This is a genomic window from Anaerolineae bacterium (genome assembly GCA_035529315.1).
Classification (GTDB): Bacteria; Desulfobacterota; Desulfobacteria; order Desulfobacterales; family ETH-SRB1; genus Desulfaltia.
In genome coordinates, this window is record DATKWZ010000034.1 from 79,549 (window position 1) to 100,699 (window position 21,151).

The window sequence follows — 21,151 nt, forward strand, 5'->3', positions numbered from 1 at the left end:
CCTCATACTATGTAGTAAATGGCCGGTCCTGCACCAAGCTCCGGTTTTCGACGAATTGTATAGTTATTTTTCAATAATTTTCTGACTTCAGACTCAGAATCGTGAAGATCCCCAACAACTATTGCTCCGTTTGATGCTTCCGCACAGGCCGGCATTTTTCCAACAGCCAGCCTTTCAGCGCAAAGATTGCACTTTTCCACAACCCCTTTCATCCTTGTGGGGAATTCTTTGTTCTCCTCCTTGATAAAGGGACGTGGATCTCTGAAATTAAAGCTTCTCGATCCGTAGGGGCATGCAGCCATGCAAAACCTGCACCCTATGCAGCGATGAAAGTCCATTAGAACAATTCCGTCCTCCCGCTTAAAGGTTGCCTTGGTCGGACAGGCTCTGACACATGCGGGTTTCTCGCAATGATTGCAAAGCACCAGGAATGGCAAATGTTTTACCCTGTCATCAACAAATTCATGTTCCTGGTTTGTAAAGACATATTTAAATTCGTCAATCCATATCCACATGATTTCGTGTCTTTTGTTTGTATGCTTAGGGATATTATGGATCTTGTTGCAAGCCTCAACAATCGGCCCGAGGTCCTCTTCAGACTCGTACTTTCTGGTATCTATAACCATAGCCCATCTTTTTGCTTTTAAAGCAGCTGGATTTTTCCGGATTTCAGCTTCACGCTTTTCGCTCTGTCCACCAGAAGCAAATGCATTTAGAACAGGCTTTGTCCCTAAACCAAGAGCTGAAATACCAGCTATTTTTAAGAAGCTTCTTCTGCTGTTTTCCATTACTTCTTCTCCTTTGGCGGCTCAATATGACAAGTCCAGCAGTAAGGTCTTACCGATGCATAATTGTGGCATTTATCACAAAAATCAGCCTTGCTGGAATGGCATCCAATACATGAATCATCTCCGCCGGCAAGACTCATATTAAAATTTTTGCCTGTTTTGCTCACATAAACCCTGCTGGCATTTCTTACAACAGCTTCTCTCCAGACATCAAGTATCTGCATGTGCTCTGCCTTCATAAACTCCTTTGGCTCAATGCATTCTTTTTCGAGTTTTGCCTTGTCGGTCAATTTTGGTTCAGGTACAGGAGATGCTTTCCCCATATTATACCAAAAAGGAAATGTAATAATCACAATAAAGATGATTAAACCGGTGATTATCTTGTTTTTATCATTCATCAACTTCACCCTCCATTAATGCTGAATCAGCCGTCCACTACCAGCCGGGAAAAGCAGGTCGCATATAATATCCATCAGGATCGCTCTATTTGTCCGGTTTGCCCGGTGTTTCTTCTCCACGCAGGTTAACGGTTCTTTCCTTTTCTCCGGGCAAGATCAGGGCATTGGCCACCAGTTCATGTGTGCCTGTAACATCCACTTCCGGAACCCAGTACTTCATAAGAGGCGGAAGCACGGCCCTGTCAATTGCGCATATACAGGCCAGCATGTTCACATCATGTTTATCATGAACATATTTTACGGCATTAGCCCTTGGCAGACCTCCGGCAAGCCGTAATTCCATATCTTCACTTGCATTCAGGCCGGACCCGCTGCCGCAGCAGAATGTCTGCTCCTTTATGCAGTTTCTGGGCATGTCATAAAAATTATTGCACACATTTTTTATAACATACCTTGGCTCATCAAACATCCCCATGCCCCTGGAAACATTACAGGAATCATGAAATGTAACCTTTAAATGATCGTTCCTGGAGGGATCAAGATCAAGCTTGCCGTGTTTGATAAGATCTGCGGTAAACTCAACAATATGAACCATCTTGGTGGATTTGGCATTCTCGAACTTTGTGCCTGTTATCGGACTAACCGGTTCTTCGAGAAAATCGGCAGGCCCGTTCATGGTGCTCATGAACTGATTTATAACCCGCCACATATGTCCGCACTCTCCTCCGAGAATCCATTTTACTCCCAGCCTTTTGGCTTCAGCATACATTTTTGCGTTAAGCCGTTTCATGGTTTCATTGGAAGTGAAAAGGCCAAAATTTCCGCCCTCAGAAGCATATGTGCTCCATGTAATATTAAGCCCGTATTTTTCCTTTAAATAATGATGCAGTATCATATATCCCATACAGGTATATGTGCCGGGATCGCCAAACACATCTCCGGACGGGGTAATAAAAAGAATATCCGCGCCTTTTTTATTAAATTGAGGGTTTACTCTTACTCCTGTTATTTCTTCAATTTCATCTACAAAGAAATCAAGCATATCTTTAAATGCATGAGGCTGGATTCCCATATGATTTCCTGTCCTGTAACAATTTGAAACAGGCGTCGCTATCCAGTCAATGTTAAGGCCAAGAAGATTGAGCAGCTCCCTGCCAAGCATGGTGATTTCGGCAGTATCAATGCCGTATGGACAAAAGACCGAGCAGCGCCGGCATTCGGTACACTGGAAAAAATAGTACCACCACTCTTTTAAAACATCTAAAGTAAGTTTTCTCGCGCCTGCAAGCCTTCCGAGCATTTTCCCGAAGGTTGTAAAATCATTTCTATATACAGATCGTATAAGTTCGGCCCTGAGAACCGGCATATTTTTCGGGTCGCCTGTTCCGATAAAGAAGTGGCATTTGTCGGCGCATGCTCCGCACCGAACACAGATATCCATGAAAATCTTAAAGGACCTGAACCGCGCCAGCCGATCCTTCATCCCTTCATAAATTATCTCTTTCCAGTTTTCTGGAAGCAGCCAGTCCTCATGTTTAGGATTCCATTCCCTGGGGTAGGGGAGACCAAGTGTTTCAACGCTTTTAGGTTTAGCGGCATAACAAAACATCCCGTCTCTAATTACCGTAGGGGTATCCATCCATCCGCTTTGTGGCGGATTATAATTAATTTTCGAAAATAATTCATCTGATTTGGGAAGTTCAGCCATTAGCTCTCCTTTTCCACTGGAAGTCCAGCTTCTATCATTTTTTCCCTGAAGTCATCTTCATACTCTTCGTATGTATGAACCTTGACAACGGGATTCCAGGGGTTGATATGTCTTTCAGCGCGGGTATTGTTCGGCAGATTCCTGGTAGGGCTCAAAAACACACCTCCCATATGCATAAGTTTGCTGAAAGGGAAATATGCAAAAAGAACACTTACAAGAAACAGATGGACATAAAAAATACTTCCTATGCCATCAGGAACAGTTGGATGAAGTGTTGCTAAACCCATTGCAAACTCTTTAACGCCTACGACGTTCACCTTTGTGAAATAACGCATGAGAATGCCGGTAATAGCTATGCTGATAATAAGGAAAAGTGGAAAAAAATCGGCAGCAAGGGAAATATATCTCACCTGCGGAATATAGATTCTTCTTAAAAATAGAAAGACTACAGATGCCAGAAGAACCGCGCCGGACAGGAAGAGCCCGGGCAATCCGACCTGGAAGAAACTATCGACATTTTCCAGCAACTGCAAACATGCAGGCACGGGCTCAAGAAAAAACCGCAGATGCCTTATCAGCACGGTAAGAAAAGAATAGTGGAATGCCAATGCCGCAAGCCACAACCACTTTTCCCATACATATGAGATTTTAGTTCCTTCATTCAATCTGCACTTGGTGTTCCTGAATAATGAGCGGAAAAAAAGTATTTCAAAAAACATCCGCACAATTACGCCGCCGGCAGTAAACGGGTTGTCTATCTTGGAATGTTTGATCCAGGGGAGTGATTTCTGCTGACCGCATGTAGAGGGAATACGGAATGGAACAGGTGAATTCGCCCAGTCCATTACACGATATATAAACCCCACGATAAAGATGAGTACGGCTATATAAGGTATTATGATGCCAAAAAGAACCTGAAGTCCAGCCGCCTCAACTCCCACATAGGCTAACGAAATCAGCACAATAACCGCTATGAGGGAAAATAAGTACTTTACATTCATTTAACATTACCTCGCTGTGTAGCCCAAAATATATTAAAATACGTATCTGAAATTAATCGCACGGTCTGTTATCTTCGATTTCGGTTACAAGGCCGGCCCTTTCAAATGCTCTGAAGGTTCTGTTTCTTTCATCGGTTGCCTTAATCGCGTAAATTTGTTCCCTGCATTTAATAAAAACATCAAAGGCCATTAATCCAAGTTCATCGATCTTTGACTCGAACAGCAACAACTCATTTAAAATCTTATTATCGCAAAGTTCTTTTTTTAAATTTTTTCTAATTGCTTGTTTCAAGGAAAAGATAAAGGCAACAGCTTGTGAGGGAGAAAACATTACCTGGACAGCTCTGATTTTGAGGATGGGTTCCAAAAACGATGTTATTATTGTTTGATCCATTTTATTGATTAATTCATCAAATAGAGGCCCAATGCCCTGCGAAATGGTGTTTCCAACAGGATTGGCAAAAGGATCTTTCTGGTCCTTGAGAAACCGGGAGGTGTCGTGAGGATAAGTATTAACCACCATGTCAAACCATTGTTTAACAATTGCGGCTTTTTTTTGCTTCAGTAAATCGTTTAGCCTCATTCCCAGTATCGTTTCCTTATTAATATTAACACATGAAAATCAGCATATAAAGTTTGATTTTAAGGTTGAGCTTATAAACAACCTGCAAAATTTTGTCAAGAATAAAAGAAAGAAACAGCTTAAAAATATATTGTTAAATTTCAATTGACGATTGGTAAATTTTAGTTTTTAACAAAAATTTACGGTTCAATCTTAATCGTCCTCTAACCGTGAATCCTGAATCTCTGAAACGTGGAAGGAAAAGATATGACAGCATGCAAAAACAGTTTTGGAACAAGGTCGATTCTCAACACATCTGATGGTCCTTTTGTATACTATGATCTGAAAAAAATTGCAGATTCGGGTTTTGCCGATATCGATTATTTTCCTTTTTGCATAAAGATACTTTTGGAAAACCTGCTCAGGAATGAAGACAATATTGTCGTGAATGCCGATGACGTAGAAAATATGGCAAGATGGAATCCAAAGGTTTCCGGAAACAATGAGGTTCCTTTCATGCCTGCCCGAATCCTGCTCCAGGATTTCACAGGGGTTCCGGCTCTTGTTGATATGGCTGCTATGCGAGATGCCGCAAATCGCCTTAATATCGATCCCATGAAAATCAATCCTAACATCCCTGTTGAACTGGTAATTGATCACTCGGTTCAGGTTGACTCTTTCGGTTCTGCAAGATCCTTTGAGTATAATGTTAAAAAGGAGTTTCAACGTAATTCAGAGCGTTATGCCTTTTTGCGCTGGGGGCAGAAAAATTTTAAAAATTTTAATGTAGTGCCTCCGGCAACAGGCATTATTCATCAGGTTAACCTGGAATACCTGGCAAGGGTAATATTCATAAAGACAGAAAATGGGCAAAGGATCGCTTTCCCGGACAGCCTTGTCGGCCTTGATTCCCACACCACGATGATTAACGGAATCGGTGTGCTCGGTTGGGGTGTCGGCGGTATTGAGGCCGAGGCCGTGATGTTAGGCAACCCTTATTTTATGCTTACTCCACGGGTAGTCGGATGTTGCCTGGACAACACTCTTCCTGACGGAGCCACGGCCACAGATCTTGTGCTTACCATAACCGAGCTGCTTCGGAAAAAAGGGGTGGTCGGCAAATTTGTTGAATTCTACGGGCCAGGCGTAAGGAGCCTGAGCTGCGAAGATCGGGCGACAATATCCAATATGGCTCCAGAGTACGGAGCAACCATGGGTTTTTTCCCTGTAGATGATGAAACAATCAAGTACCTTCGTCTATCGGGTCGGTCACAAAAAAATATCGCCCTTGTTGAAAACTATTGCAGAGCCCAGGGCCTTTTCAGAACAGAGACAATGCCGGACCCGATTTACAACGATAGTATCCATCTGGATATGAGCGCTATAGAATCGAGCCTGGCAGGCCCAAAGCGTCCTCAGCAGCGGATCCCTCTTTTAAAAATGAAACAGTGTTTTATTAATGACTTTAAGGAATCATTTGCAAACATCAGTTCCCCAAATCAGCAAAGCGCAAAACCTGTTGAGATCAGAATTGATGGGGATACATTTAGTATTGACCACGGTTGTGTGGTTATAGCGGCAATAACAAGCTGTACTAATACCTCAAATCCCTCGGCTATGGTTGGGGCAGGGCTGCTGGCAAAAAAGGCTGTTGAGCGCGGACTTTGTACTAGGCCATGGGTTAAAACCAGCCTGGCGCCCGGTTCCAGGGTGGTTACGGAATACCTTGAGAGTGCGGGGCTGATGCAATATCTTGATACGTTGCGCTTCAACCTCGTTGCCTATGGATGCGCGTCCTGTATCGGCAACAGCGGGCCCCTTCTGGAATCTGTGGCAAGTGCTATAAGGGAGCACAACCTCGTGGCTGCGTCTGTTATAAGCGGCAATCGTAATTTTGAAGGAAGGGTTTCTCCCCTGACCCGGGCCAACTTTCTTGCATCACCTCTACTGGTTGTTGCTTATGCCATTGCAGGGAGGGTGGACATTGATTTTGAAAAAGAACCCATATCGATTGATTCCAGCGGAAAGCCGGTATATTTGAGTGAAATATGGCCCGGCATGGAGGAGATTGAAAAGGTTGTTAAAAAGACCATAAAACCGGAAATATACAGAAAAGCATATGCAACGGCGTTTGAAGGATCAAGTCTGTGGCAATCGATTCCGACTCCTGAAGGAGCGATTTACAAATGGGATTCAAAATCAACCTATATTAAGGAGCCGCCTTTTTTTAAGAAAATAACGCGTGAGGTTTCAAAACTTCAGGATATCAAGGGAGCAAGGATTCTGGCTCTTCTTGGAGACAGCGTTACAACAGACCATATTTCACCTGCGGGCGCAATCCCTGCTGACGGTCCGGCAGGCGTATATCTTGCTAAGCATGGCGTAACGCCCTTGGATTTTAATTCCTTTGGATCCCGGCGCGGAAACCATGAAGTTATGCTGCGGGGCGCATTCGGCAATATCCGTCTTCAAAACAGGCTTGTGCCCGGCATAGAGGGTGGATGGACCATCTGTTTGCCGGAAGGAAAAGAAATGTCTATCTATGAAGCAGCCATGCGGTATCAAAAGAAAAGGACGCCCCTGCTGATTATAGCCGGCAGCGACTACGGCACCGGTAGTTCTCGAGACTGGGCAGCCAAAGGAACGGCCTTGCTTGGAGTTAAAGCTGTAATTGCTGAAAGTTTCGAGCGCATACACAGGAGCAACCTTGTGTGCATGGGGATTTTGCCTCTTCAGTTCAAATCCGATGAAAATGCCGGATCGCTTGAACTGGATGGAACCGAACTATATAATATAACAGGTATTGAAAACAAACTAAAACCCGGGGGGGAACTTTTGGTTTGCGCTGATCGGAAAGACGGCGAAAAGATCGAATTTATGGTTACTGCCAGGATCGACTCTCCAATAGAATTGAGTTATTACAGACATGGCGGAATACTGGCCTATGTTATGAGACGTCTGAAAACGGATTAAGGATTAATCCTTACCCCTTAATCCTCTAATCCTTTTGTCCAGTTCCGGTCATTGCGAGGCACAAAGTGCCGCGGCAATCTTGTGGATTATTAACATGTTGTGAGATTGCTTCGCTTCGCTCGCAATGACGATACTGGTGTTATAAAAAGTTCTCTGCACAAACAATCCTCTTTCAAGGATTTTGTTTTTTATGGGGAATCGGCGCAGTTTGTGAGAGCTGGCCGACAAGAGGGAGCTCTATTACAAAGCAAGCTCCTTTTTGTTTGTCACTGGCCACAAAGATATCACCATTATGTTTTTTGATGATTTCATGGCAAACACTTAAACCGAGCCCTGTGCCTTCATCTCTTTTTTTTGTGGTAAAAAGCGGTTCAAAAATCTTATGGAGATTTTTTTTGGGGATGCCAGGCCCGGTATCAAGGAAACTGATGCGTATTGTTTTTTTATCAAATTCGCTCTTAATGGTCAGCGTTCGCGTCTCCGCATCCATTTTCATTGCCTGGTGCGCATTATTGATCATGTTCAGAAATACTTGCTGGAGTTCGTAGAAGTCAGCCATTGTATTAGGCATATTATCTGCTAATTGTCTGACCACCTGAACGCTATCTACTCTGAAATCATACTGTTTAAGGTCAAGGGTGCTTTCAATAACTTGATTGATCCGGATATATTCCAGTTTTGATTCCTCTTTTCTGGAAAATGAAAGCAGCTTTTTAACGATATTTTTGCAAAGTAGAGAGTTTTTGTTTATTCTTTCCAGATAGTTTCGGATTATATCAGGTGAGCATTCTCTCGCAAGAAGAAGTTCTGAGAAACCAATGACCGCGGCCAAGGGGTTGTTTAATTCATGGGCAACTCCGGACAAAAGTTGCCCGATAGCGGAAAATTTTTCCGACTGCATCAACTGTGCCTTGACAAACGCAAGCTGTTCTTTGGTTTTTCCCGCTCCCATTGCATTTCTTCGGCGTTTCACACCTTTGTAGAATGCTGCAATTAATTCAGCATTATCGAATGGTTTGTTAATGTAATCATAAGCTCCAAATTTGAGAGCTCCTTTTGCTGATTCAAGATCTGAATGGGCTGTAACGATTAACACTTCCGTAGAAGGGCTCAATTGTTTTATAGCTTTGAGCGATTCAATGCCTGACAGCCCGGGCATTTGCAGGTCCAATGAAATCACATCAAAATCCATGCCCTGTTGGATCTTTTCAATTGCTTTATCGCCACTTTTTACTGTGGTAACATCAAACTTTGATTTAAGCACTAAAGACATGGCCCGCAGAATGTTTGGCTCATCATCTGCCACCAAAACACGCGGCTTTTCCTCGCGCTTGTTGTTTTGATTTCCATTCTTTTGCAGCGGATTTATTTTCAACACCTTTTCATTCGGCAAAATGTTTATTTCCTATTCTGGTTTATTCCCTCATCTGTGTTGCTTTTCTTGAACTCGAATTCCGCTTGAGCGGAAAAGGTTTTTCAAGGTTCCCGCTGTTTTTATTTGATAATAATACCAAAGAACAAACATTAAAACAATACTTGAAATCACTTATGGGTTCAGCGTGTTGTATATTCCTTATTCTTCACCGCAAAATCCTGTTTTCGTCAAATAAATGACGATATGAGTTCAGTGTTTTCTACATTTCCTATTATTCACAACAAAATATCACCACAAAGTCTTGTTTTCGTCAAATAAATGACGCGGCAGATGGGCAAAAGTATGCACGTTTGCTAAGATTGATATAATTTATTTCGTTATATTTGTCTTGATATTCAAACACAGGGTTTTAAGCATGTTGCGCATCATATTGGTGTTAAATGCCTATGAAACAGCAATTGGCGTAATGATAAATTTAAAATATCAGGAAGAGCAGCCCTTGTTTTGACTGTGCAATGAATCAGATCTTTCTTGGCATGTATTTTGAATGAAGTGGAAAGTTTATTGGGTTTATAGGCATAATCATTAATTATAATAAATCGTAGGAGGTAATTATAATGAAGATAAACTTAAGTTCCTTTTTGCAATTAAGGTTTAACATTTTTATGTGCAGGAAACTTGGGTGGAGAATTACCTTTTTTTATATAACCATGTTAGGGAAATTATATTTTTTCTTTAAAAGAAAGGAAAGGCAAAAAATAAAAAATTCTGTTAAGGAGGTATTTGCCGGCGGGAAAAGTAGATTTGAGATAAGGTCGATTACCAGGGATATTTTTCGTGGGATAGTATATCATTATTATGAAAAATTTTTTAACGCGTATTCTTCTCCTGCAACGCTCAGAGCTTTTATAAGAACACAAATGGAAAGTACAGGCATAGAAGCCATAAAAAAAGGGCTTTCCAATGGCAGGGGCGTTTTGTTAATTACCAGCCACGTTGGAGGCCTTGAACTGATTCCGGCTTTTCTCGGAGATAAAACATGTCCTGTAACTATAGTGGCAAGATTTTCTTCAAGCAACATGCGTGATGCATGCATTAAGCAGGCTAATAACTTTTCAACAAGAGTTATCGATGCTAATAATACACCTAATGTTATAAAGGCTATTTTTGATAACCTGAGAGAAAATCGTGTGGTAATTACTCAGTGTGACGAGATAGATGAATGGAGGCTTTCCAGTAAAAGCAGAATGTCCTTTCTGGGTAAAGAGATAAACCCAGATAGAACGATAAACATTATTTCACAAAGGGGCGGCGCTTTTGTGGTGTTCGGCATTATGCATAGAGATCATAATAATCGGTATAAATTTATTTCAGCTTCAATGGAAGAAATAAAAAAACGGTTTAAACAATTAACAGATGCATCAGTCGGAGAGATCGTGTTAAAATATCTGGAGCAATATATTTACAATCACCCCGAAGGATGGTACCAGTGGAAACAATATCCGTCTATCGAACAGGTTCCATTGTCCGGCGAAATGACTGAAAAATCATTATATCTGCCACAGCTTAACCCCTCTTTTGGCAACGTCGCATAGAACCGGATAAGTACTTGATGCAAACACAATGAGGCATGTTGCATGGAAAAGGAAGTAAACTGTATAAATTCCGGGATCGTTATAAATTATATAAAGGCTCATAATAACGGTGATTGCTCTGAACTGTTATATGAGCTTGACCCTGAAATAGACTCCCTTTCCGACCCTGAAAGTTTTTTAAAGGATCCGAACAACTGGGTTTCAAGCTCTGTAATTTCTAAATTATTTAAAAGGGCAGGATCGATTCTGCATGATGAAAGGGTTGCTTATAAGATTGCAAAATATTCTATTGAGAATTCATCTCTTGGCTATATTCAAAAGATATTTGTTAAGGCATTCTGGTCTTCAAAAAAGAGTTTCAAACACGCCCAGGCAATCAATGATAAATTTAACCGGAACAAAAAGGTGGAAGCCGTGAAGTTATTGGGGAATGAAGCCGTGGTTCGTCTCCACTGGAACCCCGCAATGAAATCTTCTAAAGTTTTATGCCTTTTCAATCAAGGTATTTATACATTTTTTCCAACTATCTGGTCAGGAAAGCCTTATACATTAAAAGAGGAATGTTGCTATTTTGACGGCGCTCCATATTGCGAGTACCATATAAGATGGCGCTTTCAAAACAGAGTTCGTGAATATCTTTCCAGATTTTTTATGTCCAGAGCAATGCTGAAGGATATCATTACCGAACAGGAGAAGGACAAGGAGCTTATTGAACAAAAATATGATGAAGTTAACCGCCTGAATGTTAGTCTTAATTATAAAATCAAACAGCTTTTAGCCATACAGGATACAGGCAAGGCTATTGTTTCCACGCTTGACTTAAAACAGCTTTTGACCGTTATTATGAATATTTTGTCAAATATATGTCACATAAACCGGGCTATAATCATGCTTGTAAATGAGGAGAAAGGATGCCTTCAATATATGCATGGAGTTGGTTTTGATGGTGAAGCTCCGGAAGATGTCAAAAATTACACTATTCCCCTGAACCATTTGAGCAACATAATGGCAAGGGTTGCCAGCACAGGACGGCCCGAGTATATTCCTGACATAAAAAAATCAATTCTGAGAAAGGAAAATATTGTTTTAAAGCTTACCAATCCCACCTCGGTATTTGTTGTTCCTCTTATAACAAGATCCAGGGTAATCGGGATAATTGCAACAGATGCTGTGGATGGAGAGGGGGTCCCAGAGGTAACAAGGGAAACCCTGGAAATCTTTGCTCCACAGATCGCTATCGCAATAGAAAACGCAAAGCTATACAACAAACTCAAAGAGCAGATGGAGGAGCTGAAAAGATCCCAGACCCTTTTGGGCAGGGCTGAAAAGCTTTACTTTCTCGGCAATATGGCGGCAAGGCTGGCTCATGAGATTAAAAATCCAATGACCGCCATAGGAACATTCATCCAGATGCTGCCTCAAAAATATGATGATGAAGAATTCAGAACCGAGTTTTATGAAATCGCAATGGAGGAAACAGCAAGAATAAATAATCTTATTATCGAACTCATGGACTTGGCTAAAACAAGAGAATCACACTTTGAGCTAAACGATGTTAATGAACTGATAGATAAGATGATTCTTCTTACTTCACCTCATAGCAAGGCAAAACAGATAGATATTGTTCGTAATTATGATTCCGGCATGGGGCCGGTGTGGATGGATTCGGAAAAGATGAAGCAGGTTGTTTTAAACCTGCTTGCAAATGCCATAGATTTTACTCCTGATAAAGGAAAAATTGAATTAACAACAAAAAAGGTTATGGAAAACGGAAAACAGGAGGTTGTTCAGATAGAAATCAAAGATAATGGCACTGGAATACCTGAATCTTTAATTGACAAAATATTCAACCCATATTTTACCACAAGGCATAAAAGTAGCTTGCACAGCGGTACAGGATTGGGCCTGTTTATCGCGCATAAAAACATGCAGGATCATGGCGGAACCATTGAAGTAAAAAGCAAGGTAAATGAGGGCACTATATTTATCCTGTCTTTTCCCAATACTTATACCGGTCATGCCCCGGTATCATCGGATAAAGATTAATCCATGCAAATAGACAAGGTAAATATTTATCAGGTATTACTGCCTTTTACAGGCGATTTCACTCATTCTTTAAGAAAAAGATCATCAGCAAAGAATATCGTGGCTGAAGTTATAGACAAACAGGGGGAAATTAAAGGCTATGGAGAAAGCGCTCCACGATCATACGTAACAGGGGAATCACAAGAAAGCGTTACCAGAAGTCTAAAGGGTCTCGTCAAGCAGAATAATTTCCCGTGGGAATTACATGATGTTTCCCAGATATGGGAGTTTGTTGACAGCCTTCCCCGTGACAAGGCACATCACTGTGCATTATGCGCAATTGAAACCGCTCTTTTGGATGCTTTAGGCAAGAACCAGAATAAATATATCATAGACTATTTTCCAGGGGATTTCCGAACAGACAAAATCTATTATGGAGCATTAATTCCTATGGATAATAAAGAAAGAATCAGGGAAATCTGTGGATTGATCAAGAAAATGAAAATCAATAAATTTCGTGTTAAGATAGGCAAAGATTTTGACCAGAACAAGGAAATTATTGATACAGTAAGCCGTATGTTTACAGGCAGTTATGACCTGAGGGTAGATATAAATGGAGCAGCAGATTTCGAACTTGCCTTAAAGCATATGCAGCTCATGAAGGAACACAATGTCAGTGTTATTGAACAACCCATGATGCCGGATGATCCGAACATCGCTGATTACGCGGAATCAGCGCAAACCTATGGTATGATTTTAATGGCTGATGAGTCTGCATGCTCTCTGCAGGACGTAAAAAGGCTTTATAGAGAGGGTTTCTACAAGATGATAAATGTAAGATTGTCAAAATGCGGCGGATTTAGAAATTCTCTTAAAATAATTGATTATCTGCGGTTAAATAAAATACCTTTCCAGATCGGTTGTCACCTGGGCGAATCAGGCATCCTTTCTGCTGCAGGGAGAATTTTATCCCTTCTATGCAGCGATGCTCTGTATTATGACGGCTCCTATGATAAGTTTTTGTTAAAAAAAAACATTACTTGTGAAAATGTTTCCTTTGGGCTAGGCGGTGAAGCAGGCTCCTTGGAGGGTCCTGGACTGGGTGTCAAAATTAACAGACAAAACCTGTTGTTTTTATCCGATTCTTCAAAAACCGTTACTATTATGAGGCCTTAATTTTATCCTGAAAAATATCTGCGACGAATTTTTTGAGATAAAAGTGGTTTTGCGACAAAAAGACCAGGTTACATAAAAATACTCACATCGCCTATACCTTCGCGAACAACCTCAGGCATATCGTCTATAAGGGAGATTACACTTGAGGGTTTTCCCGCGACAGCGGTTTGCCCGTCAATTACAATATCAATTCTTGAATTGAAAAAATCGTGGATAAGGGATGGGTCATTGATAATGCTTCCGTCCGGCATTGTTGCGCTTGTTGTGATAATCGGATTGCCCAACTCTTCCACAAGCGCCAGGCAAATCTGATTGTCAGGCACACGTATGCCCGCGGTTTTTCGCTTGGTCAACATGATTGTGGGCACAAGTTTTGATCCTGCCAGAATGAAAGTATAAGGCCCTGGCAAAAGCCGTTTCATGGTTTTATACGCATAATTTGAAATTTTGGCATAATCGCTGATATTTTTGAGCCCTGAACAGATAAAACTAAACGGCTTGCTTTTATTTCGCTGCTTTAACTGGTAAATCTTCTCAATAGCCCTTTTGTTCATAATATCACAACCTATCCCGTAAAAGGTATCTGTTGGATAGGCGATTATCCCACCTTTTTTGAGCGTTTCAACGGTCTTTGTGATGAGACGCGCCTGTGGATTTTTTGAATTTATTTTAATAAGCATAATAATGGGTTGATTTGTTTTAAAGCAACTTCTTAATAAGTTTTATTTTAAATGGTTATGCAACGATTTTCATTTATTATGGATACTATCAGGTTGTCAATGCAACAAATAAAAGATTGATAAAGGTAAATCCATTTGCTATTTTGATTTTATAATTTTAGATAATATTTTAGTATTATGTGACAAACCATCTTAAATCGTAAAAAACTTTACCACAGAGCTCACAGAGCGCACTGAGATTCTCTATAATCCGCAATCCGCCACCGTACTTTGGCAGATTCTGTGATCTCTGTGTGCTCAGTGGCGAAAATAGAAGAAAGGCGAAACTTATGATAAAAATACCACCTGAAGAAACCTTTTCTTTTGATGATGTTTTGATAATTCCGAACTATTCCGATGTGCTGCCGAAGGATGTTAATACCGCAACCATGTTGACAAGAAATATTGCGCTTAACATTCCGATTGTAAGCGCTGCCATGGATACAGTAACAGAAGCGTATACATCTATCAGCATGGCCCGTGAAGGGGGAATAGGTTTCATACACCGCAATATGAGTATCAAAAGCCAGGTTGTGGAGGTTGACAAGGTTAAAAAATCTGAAAGCGGTATGATTATTGATCCGATTACAATCCGTCCCGACCAATTGATACATGAAGTGCTGAAGCTGATGGAACAGTATCGCATTTCCGGGATTCCGGTTACAATAGGGGATAAGCTGGTCGGTATCGTGACCAACAGGGACCTGCGATTTGAAACAGACCTGCAAAAGAAAGTCTCTGAAGTTATGACAAAGGAGAATCTTGTAACGGTTTCGGAAGGAATTACTCTGGAAGAATCCAAGAGGCTGCTTCATAAACACAGGATTGAAAAGCTTCTTGTGGTTGATAAAAATGGCCGGCTCAAGGGGATGATAACAATAAAGGACATTGAAAAAATAAAAAAATATCCAAACTCCTGTAAAGACAGTATGGGCAGGCTCAGGGTTGGAGCGGCAGTCGGAGTCGGTCAGGATATGGAGGAACGAGCGGAAGCTCTTCTTAAAGCAGGGGCGGATGTTATATTAATAGACACATCTCATGGACATTCAAAAAATGTTATTGATGCAGTAAAAACATTAAAAGGCAATTTCAAAAATATTGAATTGATTGCCGGCAATGTCGGCACGGCAAAAGGGGCTGAAGATCTTGTTAAGGCAGGTGTTGACGGAGTAAAAATCGGAATCGGGCCTGGGTCAATATGCACCACGCGTATCATTGCCGGCATAGGTATACCCCAGTTGACCGCAATAATTAATTGCAGGTCAATATCCAGCAAAACCGGCGTTCCTTTAATTGCTGATGGAGGCATCAAGTTTTCCGGCGATATTACAAAGGCTATAGGTGCCGGAGCACATACGGTAATGATAGGCGGACTTTTTGCCGGAACAGAGGAAAGCCCGGGCGAATTAATCCTTTTTCAGGGCCGCAGCTACAAGGTATACAGGGGTATGGGTTCAATTGAGGCAATGAAAAAGGGCAGCAAGGACAGGTATTACCATGCTGAAGTGGTTGAGAACAACAAGCTGGTTCCGGAAGGCATTGTCGGGCGCGTTCCGTATAAAGGTTCTCTTACAGCTAATATTTTTCAGCTTATTGGAGGATTAAAAGCCGGCATGGGGTATGTTGGGTGCCGAACCCTGGGAGAACTCAGGGAAAAGGCTCGCTTTATAAAGATAAGCGCGGCAGGTATGCGTGAAAGCCATGTCCATGATGTAATAATTACCAAAGAAGCCCCGAATTACCAGCTTGACTAAGATGTCGTCGTAAAAAGTCCCATCTACTGCGTTGTAGTATTTTTTCAGACCCTCGACATACTATTTGTATGCCTTCGGTCCTGAAAAAATACTACGCCTTGTATATGAAACTTTTTACTTAGCCATCAACTTTGATGAACTTGTAAAAAGCAAATCTATCTGAAATGACAAATCCTGCATTCGATTTTATCCATCTGCATGTTCACACGCAATACAGTCTTCTTGACGGCGCCATAAGGATCGATGCCCTGTTAAAACGGGCATCCGATTTTGGCATGGATTCTGTGTCCATTACCGATCATGGCACAATGTTCGGAACTATTGAATTTTATGAAAAGGCTGTAAAGGCTGGAATAAAACCGATAATAGGGTGTGAATGCTATGTGGCTCCGCAAACCATTAATGATAAAACCCCGTTTGACCACAAGGGGCTTTCCCATCTTGTCATTTTAGCCGAAAATCTCGAAGGTTACCGCAATTTATGCCAACTGGCCACCATTGCACAGCTTAAAGGCTTTTACCATAAACCCCGTATCGACAGAGAAATTCTAAGAGAATACAGCAAGGGCCTTATCGGTCTTTCAGCATGTATGCATGGCGAAATTCCCAGGCTTATTATTGGAAACGCTATTGATAAGGCGGATGAAGCCGCACGCGCCTACCTTGAAATTTTTGGAGAGGGCAACTTTTTCCTTGAAGTCCAAAGTAATGGAATCGCAATACAGGAAAAGGTTAACCAGTCTCTTCTTGATATGAGCAAAAGGCTTTCAATCCCTCTTGTAGCCACAAACGACTGTCATTATCTTGATAAAGAGGATGTCCGCGCACATGAAGCGCTTTTGTGCATACAGACCGGAAAGACGATCCATGATCCGGATCACTTCAAATTTTCAACCGATCAACTCTATTTTAAATCAAAAGAGGAGATGCATTCATCTTTTTCCCTTTATCCCGGAGCTCTTAACAACGCTGTAAGCGTTGCAAAAAGGTGCAATGTTGAATTTGACTTTCTGTCAAAATCAAGCAGCACATATCACTTTCCGAAATTTGGTCTTTCCCCTGGCCAGACTGCTGATGAAGTTTTCGAGCAAAAGGTCAGGCAGGGATACGCAAACATATTACAGCGTATAAAAACAAAGAACCCGGATATTGATGAGAAAATTTATAATGACCGTCTTGATTATGAAATTTCCATCATAAAGGATATGGAGTTTTCGAGCTATTTCCTGATTGTTGCCGATTTTATACATTATTCAAAAGAAAATAATATTCCGGTGGGCCCGGGAAGAGGATCCGCAGCCGGAAGTCTTGTTGCCTATAGCCTGGGAATTACAGAGCTGGATCCCATAGAGCATGGTCTTATTTTTGAACGTTTCCTTAATCCTGCAAGAAAAAGTATGCCGGATATTGATGTTGATTTCTGCATAAACGGCAGGGAAGAGATTTTTAAATACATAGTATATAAATACGGTGGCGGCGATTATGTTGCCCAGATCATAACATTTGGAAAGCTCAAAACCAGAGCCGTTATACGTGATGTCGGCCGCGCCCTTGGAATACCGCTGCGCGAGGTGGATTCAATCGCCAAGATGGTGCCTGATGTTTTGAATATAAGCCTTGATGAGGCGCTTAAACAGGAGCCAAAGATTAAGCTTCTTGCAGAAAAGAATCCTGAAGTAGCGGAGCTCATAAAGATATGTCGTGTTCTCGAAGGGCTGCCCAGGCATGCATCAACACATGCCGCAGGTGTTGTGATAGCAGACAAACCTCTTGTGGAATATTTGCCGTTATGCAGAGGCAAAAAAGGGGAGGTGGTAACTCAGTTTGACATGAAATGTGTTGAGAAAATCGGGCTGGTAAAATTTGATCTTTTAGGCCTTCGCAACCTTACAGTTATCGCCAAAACCCTTTCTCTTATTACCGAACGTGGCAGCGTTCCTCCTGATTTCGCAAGTCTTGATTTTAAAGACCCCGATACTTATAGACTTTTAGCATCAGGCGATACAACCGGAGTGTTTCAGCTTGAAAGTTCAGGCATGAAAGATCTGCTTGTGAGACTTCAGCCGGAATGCTTTGACGACATCATAGCCCTTGTCGCTCTTTACCGTCCCGGTCCGCTTGAAAGCGGAATGGTGGATGATTTTGTTGAAAGAAAGCACGGAAGAAAATCTGTTAAATACGCTATCCCCGAGCTGGAACCTATTTTAAAAGAAACTTACGGGGTTATTGTATATCAAGAGCAGGTTATGAAGATTGCAGGGGTGCTGGCAAGCTATTCCATGGCAGAGGCCGATGATTTACGCAAAGCAATGGGGAAAAAATTACCGGCAATTATGGCTAAGCACACTCTGCGTTTTATACAGGGAGCAAGGGACAATGGCATTGCTTCCGACAAGGCAAAAAAAATATTTGAGCTTATAGAAAAATTTGGCGGATACGGATTTAACAAATCCCACAGCGCTGCATATTCTCTTATCGCATACCGGACCGCGTTCCTTAAAGCTCACTTTCCTGTAGAGCTTATGGCTTCATTGCTTACAAGTGAAATTCATTCCATTGACGGCGTGGTAAAATATATCGCCGAATGCCGAAGTCACGCAATAGATGTTTTTCCTCCTGACATAAATGAAAGCAGCAAGGAATTCACCACAGTTGGTTCAAAAATAAGATTTGGGCTTGTAGCGGTTAAAAATGTAGGGGAAGGGGCGATTGAATCTATAATTGATGCCAGAAAAAAGGGAAGATTTTCTTCCCTGTATGATTTTTGTGAGCGTGTGGATTTACAAAAGGTTAATAAGAGGGTTATTGAAAGTCTTATAAAATGCGGGGCCTTTGATTCCACCGGCGCCGGTCGCAGCCAGATGATAGAATCCCTGGAAGATGTTCTTGATTATGGCCAAAGGGTGCAAAAGGAAAGATCATGTTCACAGATAAGCCTGTTTAATTCCAGCGTAAGCGAGTTGCATCCTCCTATGCCGGCAATTGACGAATGGGATGAGAAAAAGATTTTAGCCTTTGAGAAAGAGTCGCTCGGTTTTTATATAACCGGCCATCCTTTAACCAGGTATGAGGCTCTGCTTGATAAGTTCACCAATGCAAATTCTATTTTAGTAAAGGAAAAAAATGATGGTGAAACAGTCAGGATCGGAGGCATTGTAAGAAACACCAAGACCATTAATACAAAAAAAGGGGATTTAATGGCCTTTGTAACAATAGAGGACCTTCTGGGTTCTATCGAAGTTACGATTTTTTCTTTGGTTTATAAAAAAATACAGGATTTTTTAGTAGATGATAATCCAATTGTTCTCGAGGGAAGGGTGCAAAAGGATGAAAACTCGGTAAAAATACTGGTCGATTCCCTAATTCCTATTGATAAGGCTGAAGAAACCTGGACTGCAAGCATCCACTTTAATTTGGATATAACGAGGATCGAAAGAGAGAGGCTTGTCAAGCTTTATGATATTATCAACAAACATCACGGCTTATGCCTGGCTTATATCCATCTGCGTGATCCTGATAAAACAGAGACAATAATTGCTTTGCCTGATACCATGAAGCTTAAGGCCGGTTCGGCATTAACAAGCGAGGTAAACAGATTCCTTGGTTATAATGCCGTGGAAACGGTTTGCGGAGAAATTGCCGCTTCTCAACACCCTAATAATTTTAGAAACAACGGCAAAAGAAAGAGAGTTAGAAGTGTCTGATCATAAAATCGGCGGTAATATAAATCTATATGCCATTCTGTTGGCAGGCGGAACAGGCACACGTTTATGGCCTGTATCAAGAGAATTATATCCCAAGCAGCTTGTAAAGTTTATCGGCAGCGATTCTCTTGTGCAAAGTACTGTAAAAAGGTTATCTCCTGTTATAGATACGGAAAATATCAGAATTGTTTGCGGTCAGGAACATTTTCACGAAATTACGCGGCACATGGCGGAAATAGGTGCGCAGTTTAAAGGGAAAATAATTTGTGAACCATGCGGCCGGAATACCGGGCCGGCAATTCTTCTTGGAGCGCTGAATATTCTAAAAACCGATTCAGATGCAGTCTTATCTGTTTTTCCGGCAGATCATGTAATCAGGGATGTTAAAGGGTTTCATAAGAGCATTAAAACAGCTATAAAGCTTGCCGACATCGGCCATATTGTCACTTACGGTATTAAACCCGATTACCCTGAAACAGGTTACGGATATATTGAGGGGGCTGAAGAGTTATTCGGCAATGCATTAACCATAAGGAGGTTTGTTGAAAAGCCTGATAAATCCTTTGCGCAAAAGTATATCGAGTCCGGCAATTTTTACTGGAACAGCGGAATGTTTACCTTTAAAGCTTCTGTTGTTATTGAAGAGTTTAAACGCTTTCAGCCCGAACTTCTGGAAAGCATGAAGAATCTGGTTTTTAGAGAAAAAGCCATCACCATAAATGAGTATGAAAAACTCCCGGATATTGCCTTTGATTGCGCTATAATGGAAAAAACCGACAAAGGGGTTGTTCTGCCGTCCGATTTTGGATGGAGCGACATCGGCTCATGGAAATCTCTTTATGACTTTCTTCCAAAGGATGAAAACAACAATGTTATTGATGGAGATGTAATTGCAAAGGATACGAAAAACTGTTTTATAATGGGCCGCGACAGGCTGATCGCAACCAACTATCTTAATAATATGGTGGTTGTTGAAACACCTGATTCCGTATTTGTTTCAAATATTGATAACAGCAGAGATGTAAAGTCTATTGTGTCACAGCTTAAGGAAAAGGGTAGAAAGGAATATCACGAGCATAATACGCTGCATCATCCATGGGGAGTTTTGACTCTATTGGAGCAACAGGATGATTTTACAGTGTCTAAATTAATCATATATCCTGGTTCAATGTTGCAGGTTAAAGTTGAGGCATCAGCAATAAAGCATCTGCTTATAATAAAAGGCCGCGCAAATATTAAATCAGATAAACAAACAAGGCCCTTTGAAAAAGGGGAAGCAATTCTTGTTTCTAATAAGGACACCGTTGAAGTGAGCAACCTGGAAAGCAGGCTGCTTTATATTATTCAGGTGCAGATGAGCTGTAAGTGAGGTT

The 21,151-nt window shown here is 41.4% G+C and carries 14 protein-coding genes; 7 read left to right on the plus strand and 7 right to left on the minus strand.

Annotated elements, in window-relative coordinates:
• Positions 1-2: 2 nt before the first annotated feature.
• The 5 genes from VMW78_06560 to VMW78_06580 all read right to left on the minus strand — a co-directional run bounded on the left by VMW78_06560 (position 3) and on the right by VMW78_06580 (position 4,478).
• Positions 3-788, minus strand: coding sequence for a 4Fe-4S dicluster domain-containing protein (locus VMW78_06560; GenBank protein ID HUV50663.1), 786 nt, complete (start codon positions 786-788; stop codon positions 3-5).
• Positions 788-1,186 (minus strand): sulfate reduction electron transfer complex DsrMKJOP subunit DsrJ, encoded by a 399-nt coding sequence (dsrJ, locus tag VMW78_06565; protein ID HUV50664.1) that lies wholly within the window; start codon positions 1,184-1,186, stop codon positions 788-790. Before dsrJ ends, VMW78_06560 begins: the two co-directional genes overlap by 1 nt.
• A gap of 85 nt (positions 1,187-1,271) precedes the next feature.
• A complete protein-coding gene (locus tag VMW78_06570) occupies positions 1,272-2,894 on the minus strand; it encodes a (Fe-S)-binding protein (GenBank protein HUV50665.1) in 1,623 nt (540 codons plus the stop codon).
• Positions 2,894-3,895: a sulfate reduction electron transfer complex DsrMKJOP subunit DsrM gene (dsrM, locus tag VMW78_06575; GenBank protein HUV50666.1), complete on the minus strand. Its 1,002-nt coding sequence runs from the start codon at positions 3,893-3,895 to the stop codon at positions 2,894-2,896. Before dsrM ends, VMW78_06570 begins: the two co-directional genes overlap by 1 nt.
• A gap of 52 nt (positions 3,896-3,947) precedes the next feature.
• Entirely contained in the window at positions 3,948-4,478 is a 531-nt protein-coding gene (locus VMW78_06580; protein ID HUV50667.1) for an RsbRD N-terminal domain-containing protein, read from the minus strand.
• A 246-nt stretch (positions 4,479-4,724) separates the two neighbouring features.
• Here VMW78_06580 and acnA point away from each other — a divergent pair, with 246 nt between their 5' ends.
• Positions 4,725-7,430, plus strand: coding sequence for an aconitate hydratase AcnA (acnA, locus tag VMW78_06585; protein ID HUV50668.1), 2,706 nt, complete (start codon positions 4,725-4,727; stop codon positions 7,428-7,430).
• A 172-nt stretch (positions 7,431-7,602) separates the two neighbouring features.
• Here acnA and VMW78_06590 read toward each other — a convergent pair whose 3' ends face one another.
• Complete coding sequence (locus tag VMW78_06590) at positions 7,603-8,823, minus strand: response regulator (protein HUV50669.1); 1,221 nt, start codon at positions 8,821-8,823, stop codon at positions 7,603-7,605.
• Between the two features lie 599 nt (positions 8,824-9,422).
• Here VMW78_06590 and VMW78_06595 point away from each other — a divergent pair.
• Genes VMW78_06595 through VMW78_06605 form a run of 3 tightly spaced genes read left to right on the plus strand, consistent with a single transcriptional unit; the run spans position 9,423 to position 13,601 of the window.
• A complete protein-coding gene (locus VMW78_06595; GenBank protein ID HUV50670.1) occupies positions 9,423-10,400 on the plus strand; it encodes a hypothetical protein in 978 nt (325 codons plus the stop codon).
• Positions 10,401-10,442: 42 nt separating this feature from the next.
• A complete protein-coding gene (locus VMW78_06600) occupies positions 10,443-12,446 on the plus strand; it encodes an ATP-binding protein (protein ID HUV50671.1) in 2,004 nt (667 codons plus the stop codon).
• Between the two features lie 3 nt (positions 12,447-12,449).
• Complete coding sequence (locus VMW78_06605) at positions 12,450-13,601, plus strand: enolase C-terminal domain-like protein (protein ID HUV50672.1); 1,152 nt, start codon at positions 12,450-12,452, stop codon at positions 13,599-13,601.
• A 68-nt stretch (positions 13,602-13,669) separates the two neighbouring features.
• Here the strand turns inward: VMW78_06605 and VMW78_06610 are convergent, their stop codons facing one another.
• Positions 13,670-14,281 carry an L-threonylcarbamoyladenylate synthase gene (locus tag VMW78_06610; protein ID HUV50673.1) on the minus strand — a complete coding sequence of 204 codons (612 nt, stop codon included), beginning with the start codon at positions 14,279-14,281 and terminating at the stop codon, positions 13,670-13,672.
• Between the two features lie 329 nt (positions 14,282-14,610).
• Here VMW78_06610 and guaB point away from each other — a divergent pair, with 329 nt between their 5' ends.
• From guaB to VMW78_06625, 3 genes are all read left to right on the plus strand, one after another.
• A complete protein-coding gene (gene guaB / locus VMW78_06615) occupies positions 14,611-16,074 on the plus strand; it encodes an IMP dehydrogenase (protein HUV50674.1) in 1,464 nt (487 codons plus the stop codon).
• 164 nt (positions 16,075-16,238) lie between these two features.
• On the plus strand, positions 16,239-19,778 hold the full coding sequence (gene dnaE / locus VMW78_06620) for a DNA polymerase III subunit alpha (GenBank protein HUV50675.1): 3,540 nt from the start codon (positions 16,239-16,241) through the stop codon (positions 19,776-19,778).
• Complete coding sequence (locus tag VMW78_06625; protein HUV50676.1) at positions 19,771-21,147, plus strand: mannose-1-phosphate guanylyltransferase/mannose-6-phosphate isomerase; 1,377 nt, start codon at positions 19,771-19,773, stop codon at positions 21,145-21,147. The genes dnaE and VMW78_06625 overlap by 8 nt, the downstream gene beginning before the upstream one ends.
• Positions 21,148-21,151: the final 4 nt, after the last annotated feature.

Coding starts and splice junctions, on each gene's coding strand:
- VMW78_06610 (HUV50673.1), bottom strand. CDS start 14,281: ATGCTTATTAAAATAAATTCAAAAAATCCACAGGCGCGTCTCATCACA.
- VMW78_06570 (HUV50665.1), bottom strand. CDS start 2,894: ATGGCTGAACTTCCCAAATCAGATGAATTATTTTCGAAAATTAATTAT.
- guaB (HUV50674.1), top strand. CDS start 14,611: ATGATAAAAATACCACCTGAAGAAACCTTTTCTTTTGATGATGTTTTG.
- VMW78_06600 (HUV50671.1), top strand. CDS start 10,443: ATGGAAAAGGAAGTAAACTGTATAAATTCCGGGATCGTTATAAATTAT.
- VMW78_06580 (HUV50667.1), bottom strand. CDS start 4,478: ATGAGGCTAAACGATTTACTGAAGCAAAAAAAAGCCGCAATTGTTAAA.
- acnA (HUV50668.1), top strand. CDS start 4,725: ATGACAGCATGCAAAAACAGTTTTGGAACAAGGTCGATTCTCAACACA.
- dnaE (HUV50675.1), top strand. CDS start 16,239: ATGACAAATCCTGCATTCGATTTTATCCATCTGCATGTTCACACGCAA.
- dsrJ (HUV50664.1), bottom strand. CDS start 1,186: ATGAATGATAAAAACAAGATAATCACCGGTTTAATCATCTTTATTGTG.
- VMW78_06560 (HUV50663.1), bottom strand. CDS start 788: ATGGAAAACAGCAGAAGAAGCTTCTTAAAAATAGCTGGTATTTCAGCT.
- VMW78_06595 (HUV50670.1), top strand. CDS start 9,423: ATGAAGATAAACTTAAGTTCCTTTTTGCAATTAAGGTTTAACATTTTT.
- dsrM (HUV50666.1), bottom strand. CDS start 3,895: ATGAATGTAAAGTACTTATTTTCCCTCATAGCGGTTATTGTGCTGATT.
- VMW78_06605 (HUV50672.1), top strand. CDS start 12,450: ATGCAAATAGACAAGGTAAATATTTATCAGGTATTACTGCCTTTTACA.